Below are 13,915 nucleotides of genomic sequence, written 5' to 3' on the forward strand. Positions count from 1 at the left end.
GCTACCAAAAGTAACGACTAACCGAGAAGCCCCCACTTCAAACAGTCCGTTAGGACGTTAAGTGGCGGGTAGTTCACCTCATTCTCTTTTGGGAGAACTTACAAAAGACTTAGGTTTTATAATCTGAAGGGATCATGTTTTACAACTCATAAGACATGTCTTCAAACCTTCGTGACCTTATTATAAACATCGTATCTTTTTTTAAAGCATCGTGACTTTATTTAAAAGCGACACCATTATTCTGAAGAGGTGGATACCTCTCATATATATAAAAATGACGTAGAACATATTCTACGTCATTTTTATATAAACACTTTAAAGACTTAGGGGTCGTATATTTTGTATTTTTTTACATATCTGAATGAATTAAAGTTATATTACCCGTTTAAGTGAGCCTGTAAAAGCAAAGGGTATTGTAGTAACTGTATTCTTTGCTTCAACTTTCGTGAATTATATAAATTTAAATTCGCTGTTTGTTTACAGATTTTGTAGCCATCAGAGTAGGTTTTAGGGTATATTTACTTGATTATAATACTGCTACGAATATTTGGGATCAGAGTCATTAGCGAGATTACATTTTTGAGATACTGCGTATTCTTCGCTTCAAGAGATATTTGTCCCAAATTTATTTTAAAATCCCTAACTTACTTCAATTTTCAATACACCTTTAACACTAAAACCAACCAATTTATACCCACTATATGAGCCAAAGATAGTGAGTATAAATTGTCATATCTGTTTTAACTTTAAATTGCATCTCATACTTTAGACTTTTGCAGAAATTCATGCTGATTCACAAGGTGTCACTCTTTTTATTTCCTTTTTTTGGTGAAATTTTGCACTTCAAGATTATTTAAATGTTAAGCATGATAAGTTTTAAGAAAGAACTCCAATAATTCCATAACAGGAACTTAAATAAAGGTTCTTCCATAGTGTTTCTAAATATTTTTTCTTCACTGTACCCCATGAATTTCAAAACACAATAAAATCTAATTGTATATTGAAGAGGTGTTACTTGTTTGGTTTGAGGTAATACCACAGATGATACTTTTTGCTTTTTCACTTATCGAATAATCTACAACACATACATACTTATTAAATATTTACTAAGCTTAAATTATAGATACAAAAAAACTGAAATTTACTTCTTTTGTATCTTATAGAATGTAAGGACCTTACATCCAAAATTAAAACATTTATTTTTCGATAAGTAAATGATGAAACCTTATTTGTAATCATTTGTTACCTTTAAATAAAACAGTAGTGCTGAATTCATCATACGAGAGAACTCTTTGTTACTGTCTGCCTAAAGGACAGGATACTATTCTCTAAAATCTTTATTAATAACTAAAGGATTTAAAACTTTAGAGGCAATTCTTCTAATGATCTCATTAGGTAGTTTTCTTTCCATTTTATTTGCTCTCTTTCACCTTGTATCTGTATATCTGGCAAACGGTGTAACAGTGTAGAAATTGCAATTTTTGCTTCTAAACGAGCGAGTGGTGCACCAAGACAAAAATGACTCCCATGACCAAATGCAATATGACGATTGTTTTTTCTTGTAATATCAAATACATCAGCGTCTGGAAAGATCTTTTCATCACGATTAGAAGATGCTACGGATATAATAATTCTATCTTTTGATTGAATATCTTGCCCATGCATTGTAAAGGGTTCTGCTGTCCAACGTAAAGTCGTTAGTTCAACAGGGCTATAAAACCGTAATGCCTCTTCAATTGCTGAATCAATTAAATCGGGATTTTGACGAAGTTTTTGTAACTGAGCTGGGTGCTCCAGCAAGGCCAAGGTCATATTTGTAATTAAATTTACTGTTGTTTCATGTCCAGCAACAATAAGTAACGTAATTGTCGAATATAATTCAGATGCATTTAATTTCGTTCCTTCACTTTCAGCCTTTATTAGTGCACTAATTAAATCGTCAGCAGGTTGTTCTCTCTTTTTACTAACTAAATGCTGTATATATTCAGCAAATTCTCCTAATTTTTGATTGTTTTTCTGCATGCCCTCTAACGTATGTGGGGTACTAATAATTGCCTGTGACCAAACTCTAAATTTATGCTGATCTTCAGGCGGAACACCCAACATTTCACTAATTACCATAATAGGTAAAGGGAAAGCATAATCACTTACAAGGTTTATAGAATTATTATGTTCTATTTTATTTAATAAAGTATCAGCAATATATTGAATTTGGCCTTCAAGTTGTATGATCATCTTAGGGGTAAATGCCTTTTGAGCAAGTGATCGTAGACGATTGTGATCAGGGGGATCTGAGTTGAGCATATGATTTCTTAAAAGGTCCCTATTCTCTAAGGAAATAGGGACGTCCACGTCTTCTTCGTTAGAGAATACGTTTTTAATATTTTTCATTAGTTTAGCATCTTTCAATAAAGAAATTGCGTCCTCATATCTTGTAATCAACCAACTTTGACTATTTTCTCCTGAAGATAAAGGATAAACAGGGTGACATTCGCGCAATTCTTTATAGATATCATATGCGTCCTGTTTAAATACAGGGGAAGATAACTGTGATTCGAATAATAGCTTAAAATTCAGTTCATTTTTCGAAGACATTTATATAACCTCCATCTTTATAAAGATCTAGGTCGCTGCAGCACCTAATTTGCATTATAAACCATCCAACTTCGAGAAAGGTAAGAATATTCCGATAAAATATTACTTTACTTGGTGAAATAAAAAATTTAATCCTTTGATATATACCTACTTTAATATAATTTATATGTACCAAAGTTTTAAAATTACAATTATTTATAAATAGCATAAAATATTCTTTAATGCAAATCTCTCTCTTATTATCATAAAAGTATAGAGAAGAATATTGGATCTAGTTGGTTTGACTTGCGACATGTCAAAAAACTATGAATTCTTTCCTTACTTACTTGCATGGAGAAAAAGGGCACTGGTGCAAAAGCTTTAGGACAATTACAATAAATCTACAAACCTTGGACATACTGATACTACTAATCTAAAGAGGATGCGTGATTGGTATAGAAAAAGAAAATGTATTCAAATGGAAGCATTATCAGCCTAATTGTTTTGTTAACGGTAAGATGGTATCTACGGTACAACCTCAGTTTTCGTGATGTAGTGGAAATGATGGAGGAACGGGGCTTATCCATTTCTCATACAACGATTATGCGTTGGGTTCATCAGTACGGTCCTGAATTTGACAAATGAATCTGACGTCACCTTAAACAAACCAGTGACTCCTGAAGGGAAGATGAAACATTTATGAAAATAAAAGGTCAATGGATGTACCTGTATCGTGCTGTTGATTCGAAAGGAAATACAATCGATTTTACCTGAGCAAAACACGAGACCTGAAGGTTGCAAAACGCTTTTTCAAGAAGGTCTTGCAGTCTTTTCATGTTTCAAAACCTCGTGTTATAACAGTCGATAAAAATCCAGCTTATCTTATAGCAATTGAAAAAAGAAAAAAAGCATACCTGGTGATATGCGACTTAGATAACAAAAGTACCTGAATAACATAGTAGAACAAGATCATTGCTTTATAAAGAAGCGAATTCGATCTATGCTAGGATTCCAATGTTTTGACACAGTTACATCTATTCTTTTTGGAGTAGAAGCCATACATATGATTAAAAAAGAACAGGTCGATTTACGGGACCAGTCTGTCCAAAACGAGAAAGAATTATCCATCAATTGTTTGGACTTACAGCATAAGATATGATTCCGTTAGAAATCTATGCGCTTTATTATCTTTTATTCTATCTTTACACCAGAACCCTTTGCAATGCCTGGTACAGTTGCTCTTTCTAGTGCTCATTAAAAAAAGTAAAACCTACCGCACCAAAGGGTCCTTTAGTCATAAGCTTCACTAATTGTTGTGCAGTATATTTCGGTGAATATTTCATGTCATTTTGAAGCCACCAAATTGCCATCCCAACAACACAGGAAGTGAAGAAACGTAATACCATATCCTTTGGAATATCTGATTCATGTTCCCAAATTTTAAGCTCGATGTAATTTCGTTCAAGGTTATCCATAATAGTCTGCTGCATTTGTAGGTTAAAATCATGAATACCATGAGGCCCAAACATGGTTTTATAAAAGTCTGCATGTTTTACTATACACTCAAATATTGATTGTAAAACTTCCTCGAATTTCGAAAAATCTATTTGATGTCCCTGCACATGGGCATATAAGACCATCTTGCTTGCCAACTCTTCTAGTACACCCTCGCTAAGCTTTGTTAACAAATCTTGTTTATCCCTGTAATGCGAGTAAAATGTTGCCCGATTGATGAGTGCCTCATCTGCGATGTCTTGAATGGTAATAGCATCGTATCCCTTTTCCGCTATCAGTTTGATAAAAGCATCATATATAAATTTTTTTGTTCGTATAATTCGCAAATCCGCCTTTTTCAACAATTTATACCTCTCCGTTCGTTATTGTCATTATAGACAACAGATTTCATCCTTTTGTTTTTTAATTTACATTTATGCCTTAAATGTAAATTGAATTTTATGGAAAAAGCGATATAATTCCATTATAAACAACATGAGGTTATTATCAATTACACATTGTTTGTTATTTCTCTGTTTGTTAAACAAATGCTAGGAGCAATAATTTAAAAGGCATATAGTGAAGCAACTTTTTAAATAAAAGATGGTTCTAGGTTTCCTTTTATGCATTGTGGTCGCAGTTATCATCGCTAGTTTTGTTTTTATGAAATCTTAGATAATCCGCTAATTTTAGGTTGTAAAAGTGCAGTAAATACAGTTCGAAAGAAAGATACAAACAAATGAAACCAAAAATAAGAGTTAAAGCTATAGTACCTATGAGCCTGAAAAAAACATACTAACAATTATCTAGATGAAAATAGAATAAAAGTAAAAACTTATATATAGACTGCAATTATATATATAAAGTTAATATGCTTGAGAAGGATGAGAATAATTAAAAAAAATATTATTTTTGCACCAGAAACTTTTAACTTGGCCGAAACTACCAGATCAATAGAAGTAGCAAAGAAATGTTCCGAATACTTTCATTGCATATTTATAGGATACTCTAGAAAATATGCTTATCTTATTGAAAAAGCTAATTTTAAATTTATCCACCTTGAACCAGTTTTAAGTGAAGAAGATATTACTCAACTCATGAAAGTCGATCAGATGAAGGGCATAAAACATCCCTTTACATACGAACATCTCAAAAAAAGAATTGAGAATGAGAAAAGAATTATAAATACTTACTGTCCGGCGGTTGTCGTTATCGGAACTACATTAAGTATGTTTATTTCGGCGAGAGCTTGTCAAACACCACTTGTATATATTAAACCACTAGCATATACAAGAACCTTTTTATTAAAAGGACACCTAGAATTACCTTCTATAATTAATAAGCTTTTCTTACCCAAAAAATTTACTATGAATCTCTATAAAAAGGTTGCTTTAGGTATTACTTATAAACCAAAATCTTTCTCTAAATTGGCAAAAGAAGAAGGAGTAGAACTTCCAAAATACACCATAGATGCACTAGATGCCGATTGTAATTTAATTACAACCATTCCTAAAATTAGTGGTGTGGACGATCTTCCTGCTAACTATAAATATATTGGCCCGGTTTATGCAAAACTGGATACGCCCATACCTTCATTTTTAGATAGTCTTCCCACTAATCAACCAGTTATTTACTTTGCAATGGGAAGCTCTGGAAGTAAAGAAATTGTCATGAAAATCTTACATGTTTTAAAGAAGCTACCTGTAATAGTTATATGCCCTATGAAGAAAATACTTGCGTCTAGTGGTAATGTTTTTTCTAGTAATAAGAATATAATCCTTTGTGATTTGCTTCCTGCCCATAAATTGGGAAACATAATAGATTTATCTATTATTCATGGTGGGGAAGGGACAGTTCAAACAGCTTGTTTGTCTGGAAAACCATTCCTTGGACTTGGACTGCAAGCAGAACAAAAGGTCAATATAAATGAATGCGTTCTATTTGGTAATGCATTAGCTCTTAAAAGAAAAGATATAACAACTAAAAAGCTTGGTGAACTAATACAATTTTCTTTAACAAATAAAGAGATGCATGATAGAGCAGAAAAAATGCAGGAGCTTTTAGAAGATATTGATGGTCCAGTAAATGCTGCTAACTTCTTAATAAATCATTTCGCTATAAATTGAACTACTCACCACTTAACGTCCTTACGGACGGTTTGAAGTGGGAGATTCCTGAGAACAACGATGTATCTACTGTTTATCTTAGCAGGCTCTACCTGTAGTCCCTACGGTGAGAACATAAGTATCTTGTACGTTGACTCACCACACACTACCTACTTTGGCTTGGTTTTCGAAATTTCGGCAAGCGTGGGGCGATAGAACGTTGAAGAGTTTACGGTTGCAAAGTTTTTCTGCAACCAACCTCATATCTTCAGTTTTCGAACAGCAATCTGTATCAGTAAATGCTAGCAAACATGTTGGCCTATGCGAACTTACATTCAGCTCCCAACTAAAAGTGTTGTTTCACACCTTCACATTTTTGAGGGGGAGTCTTCTGGAAGAAAATGATAAATGAAATAGTTTGTATTGCAATTGCTGAAAATAAGCAAGTATGCATTTCAATTTCATATCAAATACAAAATATGTTCCGAATGGGAGAATTATGATTAAATGCTGAAAAGGTAACAACTTTGTTACTTTTTGTTGATATATGTCGATTTGAATGTTATATTCATAATAACAAAGAAAGAGTAAACAAAAAACCCTTATCAAGTGATATTTCAGAATTTTTAGTTTTCTCTACCTATGTACTTCTTGTGTCGAAGAAGTTTGTGCATTTTTTTCCACTCTTTCTTTGTTCACCCTACATAAGAAAACAATCTGTTTTTATACAGGTTGTTTTTTTGCGTTATAACGTCCAGCAAAAACATGGGGTGGCTTTGCAATATGTTTTGTAAGTAAACTTTTAGTTTACTTCAATTACGATTAAAAAAATAATACATTACAAAAGGAAGATGCAGTATAATGAAAAGGCTGTTGTCCCATTAGGACAGCAGTTTTTGTCGTACTGGTACAAAAAATAATATCACTGTCTATACTGAAAGTAATGAAAAAAGTACGTCACTTTTCTCATTATTAAGATATGGTTTGTAAGGGGGTATAATTAAATGCCGAAAAAGTAACAATTATGTTACCTTTTGTTGATATATGTCTTTTTGATGCTATATTCATAATAACAAAGAAAGAGTAAACAGAAACCCTAACTAGTATGATATCAGAATTCTTAGTTCTATCTAATCGATCTACTTTTTGTGCTGTATAAGTTTGTGTCTTTTTTGCCATTCTTTCTTTGTTTTACCCTTAAAAGAAAACAATCTGTTTTTATACAGGTTGTTTTCTTTTGTAAAAATATAATTTATTTTATTATTTTAAGGTATTTGTTAAGTAAGACATGTACTATGAATTATAATGTTCATTGCTTATTTATTCTATAATTATTATATAATAATTATAGGGTTTTATTTTTCAAAAAGATTTTTGCTAATGATTTATATATAAAATATATCTAGTATGTTATCTTTTTCTTTTTTCTATACTAGGGCAAAAAAATTAATAATTTCATTGAGCAAGACAATCGTTATTTAAATTGTCTGGATTTTAAAAACTTCGCTATGATTCTCGCGCAATAAACATACAAAATTAGTAGTGTAGATTAAAGGATTGGTTCGCACTACTGATTTTTATAATATTGCTCGTCTATTAATTGGTTGAACTGGTCGGTTATTCGTTGGGAATAATTTATGGAACACTTTAATTTGTTTTTTGGACATCTCTATTGTCTGTTTCATCACAATCCATTGGACATTTTCAGTACAAGGAGGTGTGGTCAAAGACCCCATGTAACGAAATGATGAATGATCTGAAGGAAGAATCTGTTTTACATCAATGGTATGTTGCACATCGGCCTTTATATTTTTTCTGTGCGGGAGATTTTGCCACATAGCTGCAAAACCTTCGTTTTTTTGTCCTTCTTTTATCATAATACCTACTACTGCTAACTGACCTTGATCATTTTGATGGACTAGATGTAATTCCATATCTGCATGTTTTCCTTCAAATTGGTGCTCACTTGGTGTATGAAAATGGAATTGTTTTAATGTGTAACGATTTCCTCCTAGCGTGAGATAATTGTCAGAACTATTTGCTTTTCCCTCAATACTATGCCCATTATTTTTAATGGAAAATGATATTGGTTGATAGTTTATTTGCAAAGGATTATTATCAACTGTTGATTTAATTTGTTCAGTTTTGATATCTATCGGAGATTGTTCTTGCCCATTTAAACACATTTTGTATTCTGGTTTCAATTCTCCCCAGTGCCCTGGACCAGTAGCCCCTTCATATGACCACTGCGTATTTTTCTTCGTAGATTGTTTTTGCGGAGCCTCTTGTTTTGCTGTGTTACATCCCATCAACACTACACTCATTGTTAATATAAGGGGAGTTTTATAAACAAACTTTAAGCCTTTCATACTGTTTCCTCCTTAGATGATAAAATATTGTATTTAAAGAATATTGCTTGTAACTAAAGGTTCTGTTACAAATTCGTCAAAAATATTAAGAATTTAGAGAAGCATGTCTCGATTGTTATGCAATTTAAGTTATTAAATAGAAAAATGGAATACGGAAACTATAAAGTTAATTTAGGAGAAAAGGAATAACTGCGCTTCTTACCCAAGTTAGAAAATCTTTATACAAAGTCAGGTTGCAGGCGATAATTTTTAAATACTATGAGTAATGGAAGTAAGAGCATATTACATTTCTATCGTTCTATTTGTCTTCATGTAGTACTAAATAGAATAACTTCTTACCCATAGCCAAAATTAATTAAGTAATTTAATTATGATTCAAATTACTTAGCCTGGTCATATTTAGTTGGCGTTACTGCATTCATTCCGAAGCATAGATGTTTTGTCATTCCTATATTTATCATCCTCGCTTCTAATTGATATTGACTTTTATTTTATATTTATTATAATTATATATAAATTATTAAAAAAAAATCAATATAGATTTATATTCTTTGATGTGATACTATGTATTTCTGGTTATGTTGAAGAGTTTTCAACACGAAGTTATTTTCCTAAATTTGCGAAATAGAGAAAATTAGTTTAATTGGATCCACTCTCTATCAACATCAAGCTAAAAAACAGCCCAAATATAAAAAGATTGAATTCTCAAGATGAAAATGTACAATTTTTTATAAGTGCGTCATAAAATTTTTAAGTTGATGGAGAGGTATGGTGACCTCTACTAGTTAGTGATAACATTAGTTTGTGAAAAAAATGTCGAATTTGTTAGAATTTTGTGATTTTTTGTCTTGTGATACCTTATATTTAGTGCTAAACTCATAATACAAAGAAAGAGTGGCCGGAAATATCCCCATTTGAACAGAAAATACTGAAGATTCAGTCTAATGTTCAAATGAATAATATTCAAGTTTACTACTCTTTCTTTGTTTTATATATAATATTGAACATTATAAATAGATAGCGAGGTGACTGGAATGTAATTATTCGGTAAAAGTAGAGGGGAAGTATTCTGTTGTTTTTATGACATCTTAATTAATGACATACTTATTACAAATATTTGTAGAGAGAATTGAGACTGTTTTTTCAATCTAGCAATGATAAATTTGAGTTCATACAAATAATTATGAATCTAGTCAACAAACTGAGACTTTCATTAAAGATTTGGTATAACGAGATTTAGCCATGGAGTTTATTATTCATGCGGATTTTAATTAAGATGCTAAATGCATAAGTAGACCAAAATTGTTGAACGTTTTGGTGATCTTTTTGAAAATTATAAGACTATCTAATTACAAATCTGAGAAATGATTTCCAAGTGACATATGAATAAACAAAATTATTTGTGGTTTATATTTTTACTAAATGAATCAAGAATTAGGTAGTGGTTTAGAACAATTATTTAAGGACAATATTTTGGTGTATATAGGAGGGAGTATAAAATAAGTATTTTATCTCAAGAGGGGTATTAATTTACGTTTGGTTTCTTTAATTACAAAATCAATTACAAAAACTACAAAAACTATCTTTGGCATTAAAAAAGTCCTATATTACGGATGGGAGCATGAAAGAATGCCTATAGGAGGGGGAAAAGATTCTGGTAAATAATGTTGTGAATCATTAAAAAGAGAGCTCTAAAAACTGAATATATTGATATTGTGAATATAAAAACAATGAAAAGTAATATCAATAAACTAATAGCGTTGAAATAAAAACATTATTAATCAGAAATGTATGCTCAAAATAAGACGGTAGATATGATATAAAATCTCGGGATTTTATAGGAATGATGAAAAACGTAACTTCACCAGTTACAATTATATCGAAAATTGTTTAACTTGTAAATATTAAACTTAGTGAAAGTAATGTTACATTAAAAAAATGAAGTTTAATAGAGTGCAAGAGAATTATTTATAGAAATTTGTTTTCAAGTTTTATGTGTATAACGATTAAAAGAAATGGAATACCATCAGCCTATAAAGTCATTGTCATTGCATATTCATATTAGAGCCATCTAATTATAACTGATAGGAGAATGACATGATCAAGAGAGTAACTTCGATTTTTTCGATTCTAATGCTTTTTATATTTACTATAGGTCAGAGTTTCACATCCATAATAGCAAATGCACAAGAATTAAATAAAACAGGACTAGTTGATAGTTTTATATTCGATAAAACGGAACTAGGTGTCGGTGAACAGACGAGAATACGCGTTAATTTTAGTGAAAAACCTGGATTGAAAATAAAAACAGGAGACACCTTAATATTAACGTTGCCCCCGGAATTAAAAGGATTCAAGGGAACGATTCCATTGAACAATGAGCAAGGGCAAAATTTTGGTACTTGTCAAATAAATACAACTAATGTGGTATGTACATTTAGTGATGTAGCTGAGAAACTTCTAAATGTTAGGGGGCATTTTTATTTTCAAATTGAAGCAACTCAGGATGTAGCAGCAGGAGAAAAGAAAACAATCAATACGGATCTAGGTACAAATTTAGAGTCTCAAAAAGTAACGATTACTGGTCCAACTAATAATGGGGGGACTAGCCCTGGAACAATGCACTCTAAAGGGGGCAATATTAAACCGGAAGATACCAATATAATAAATTGGTGGTTAAATATAAATGGTGCAAAACAAAATGTAGATACAGATATTGTTTTGACAGATACTTTAGGATCGGGACAAACACTTAATCAAGATAGTTTCCGTATTGGAGGATTTGCCGCTCCAATGACACCTCAAGAATTTCAAGCCCAAGGTTATGGAACGGTTACTTTTATTGATGATAACGCGTTTAAAGTTGTTATTAATAAGGATAAGGCAAGTGGTATTACTTTTGCTTTCTCCTATACATCTACTATAACTGCAAGTGGAAAGAGTCAACCTTATTTTGATAATCAATATACGGTTGAGTATAAGATTACAAATGAAAATCCTGTATCAACTTCGGGTAGTAGTAGAGTTAACAATATAGATCAGGGCGGCGGTGCGCAAGGCGATTTACCTCCTAAGGGAACGTTAAGAATTGTGAAGCACATTGCCGGTGATGAGACAAAATTTATACCAAATGTTTCATTTAACTTGTATACGGAGTCAGGTCAGCAAATTGGTAGTACGTATACAACCGATCAACAAGGTATGATCGAGGTTCCAAATTTAGACCCAGGTAATTACTATGTACAGGAGATTGCAGGTCCAAACTATTTGGATTTTGATCCTCAAGTAAAAGTACCTTTTACCATTGATGCAAGTGCTGATAAAGGTGTAAAGCTTACTATTCCGAATAAAGTAAAAATGACATCTGTTTCAGGAACGAAAACATGGAATGACAACAATGCAACAGATCGTCCAAGCTCAATTCAAGTAGAGTTACTGCAAAATGGAAATTCAATCAAAACACAAGACGTAACAGCAGCGAATAATTGGAATTATACGTTTGCAGATTTACCTGCATATGATAATGATGGTAATGCTTATACGTATACAATAAAAGAACAACCAGTAGCGGGATACAAATCAGAAGTGAATGGCTACAACATTACAAATACAAAAGATGCAAAAACATCTGTTTCAGGAACGAAAACATGGAATGACAACAATGCAACAGATCGTCCAAGCTTAATCCAAGTAGACTTATTGCAAAATGGGAACGTAATCCAAACAAAAGAAGTAACAGCAGCAAATAGTTGGAATTATACATTTGCAGACCTAGCGCAATATGATGCAAATGGTGTTGCTTATACGTATACAGTAAAAGAGCAACCGGTAGCGGGATACAAATCAGAAGTAAATGGCTACAACATCACAAATACAAAAGTAGCGAAAATGACAGTAGAAGGAACAAAGAAGTGGAAAGACGGAAATGCAACAGATCGTCCAAGCTCAATCCAAGTAGATTTACTACAAAACGGAAATGTGATCCAAACACAAGAAGTAACAGCGGCAAATGATTGGAAATATTCATTTACAAATGTAGAATCATATGATGTGAATGGTAGTGCCTATACGTATACAGTAAAAGAACGACCAGTAGCGGGATACAAATCAGAAATAAACGGTTATGACATTACAAATACAAAAGTAGGCCAAACAACGGTAGAAGGAACAAAAACGTGGAAGGACGGAAACGCAACAAATCGTCCGACAACAATCAAGGTAGACTTACTACAAAATGGTCAAGTAGTTGCGATGCAAGAAGTAAGTGAAGCAACAGGCTGGAAATATGAATTCAAAGACTTAGCAGCATATGATGCCGAAGGAAATGCATATAAGTATGAAGTAAAAGAACAACCGGTGGATGGATATAAAACAGAAGTAAACGGTTATGACATTACCAATACAAAAGATGCAAAAACATCTGTTTCAGGAACGAAAACATGGAATGACAACAATGCAACAGATCGTCCGGGCTCAATCCAAGTAGATTTACTGCAAAACGGAAATGTAATCCAAACACAAGAAGTAACAGCAGCGAACGGTTGGAATTATACATTTGTAGACCTAGCGCAATATGATGCAAATGGTGTTGCTTATACGTATACAGTGAAAGAAAAACCGGTAGCGGGATACAAAACAGAAGTAAATGGCTACAACATTACAAATACAAAAGTAGCGAAAATGACAGTAGAAGGAACAAAAACGTGGAAAGACGGAAATGCAACAGATCGTCCGACAATGATCAAAGTAGACTTACTACAAAATGGAAATGTTATCAAAACACAAGACGTACTAGCAGTAATAGGTTGGAAATATATATTTGCAGATTTAGAAGCATACGATGCGAATGGAGTAGCTTATCAATATGAAGTGAAAGAACACATAGTAGCGGGATACAAACCAGAGATAAGCGGTTATGATATTACGAATACAAAAGTAGGCCAAACAACGGTAGAAGGAACAAAGACATGGAAAGACGGAAACGCAACAAATCGTCCAGAAATGATCAAAGTAGACTTACTACAAAATGGTAAAGTAATTGATACAAAAGAAGTGAGCGCAGCGAGCGAATGGAAATATGCGTTTACAGACTTAGCGGCATATGATGCCGACGGAAATGCGTATAAGTATGAAGTAAAAGAACAACCAGTAGATGGATATAAATCCGAAGTAAAAGGTTATGACATTACAAATACAAAAGTGGCACAAACAACAGTAGAAGGAACGAAGACGTGGAAGGACGGAAACGCAACAAATCGTCCAACAACAATCAAGGTAGACTTACTACAAAATGGTAAAGTAATTGATACAAAAGAAGTGAGCGCAGCGGGCGAATGGAAATATGCGTTTACAGACTTAGCGGCATATGATGCC

Annotated in this window: 5 protein-coding genes and 1 pseudogene; 3 read left to right on the plus strand and 3 right to left on the minus strand. The window is 32.6% G+C overall.

Annotated features, from left to right (window positions below; all coding sequences use genetic code 11):
* Positions 1-1,356: 1,356 nt before the first annotated feature.
* On the minus strand, positions 1,357-2,595 hold the full coding sequence (locus G9F74_RS28110) for a cytochrome P450 family protein (protein ID WP_165406362.1): 1,239 nt from the start codon (positions 2,593-2,595) through the stop codon (positions 1,357-1,359).
* 434 nt (positions 2,596-3,029) lie between these two features.
* Between G9F74_RS28110 and G9F74_RS28115 the strand changes: the two are divergent.
* Positions 3,030-3,726, plus strand: a pseudogene (locus tag G9F74_RS28115) (IS6 family transposase).
* 92 nt (positions 3,727-3,818) lie between these two features.
* On the opposite strand, the gene G9F74_RS28120 reads toward G9F74_RS28115, so the two are convergent.
* Positions 3,819-4,433 carry a TetR/AcrR family transcriptional regulator gene (locus tag G9F74_RS28120; RefSeq protein ID WP_016106972.1) on the minus strand — a complete coding sequence of 205 codons (615 nt, stop codon included), beginning with the start codon at positions 4,431-4,433 and terminating at the stop codon, positions 3,819-3,821.
* A 519-nt stretch (positions 4,434-4,952) separates the two neighbouring features.
* On the opposite strand from G9F74_RS28120, the gene G9F74_RS28125 reads away from it, so the two are divergent.
* Positions 4,953-6,194 carry a glycosyltransferase gene (locus G9F74_RS28125; protein WP_165406363.1) on the plus strand — a complete coding sequence of 414 codons (1,242 nt, stop codon included), beginning with the start codon at positions 4,953-4,955 and terminating at the stop codon, positions 6,192-6,194.
* 1,556 nt (positions 6,195-7,750) lie between these two features.
* Here G9F74_RS28125 and G9F74_RS28130 read toward each other — a convergent pair.
* Entirely contained in the window at positions 7,751-8,542 is a 792-nt protein-coding gene (locus tag G9F74_RS28130; RefSeq protein ID WP_016106970.1) for a carbonic anhydrase, read from the minus strand.
* Positions 8,543-10,639: 2,097 nt separating this feature from the next.
* On the opposite strand from G9F74_RS28130, the gene G9F74_RS28135 reads away from it, so the two are divergent.
* Positions 10,640-13,915: Cna B-type domain-containing protein (locus G9F74_RS28135; RefSeq protein WP_165406364.1), on the plus strand; the 3,276-nt coding region annotated here is incomplete at its 3' end.

This window comes from Bacillus sp. EKM202B (assembly GCF_011066025.1).
GTDB lineage: Bacteria > Bacillota > Bacilli > Bacillales > Bacillaceae_G > Bacillus_A > Bacillus_A toyonensis.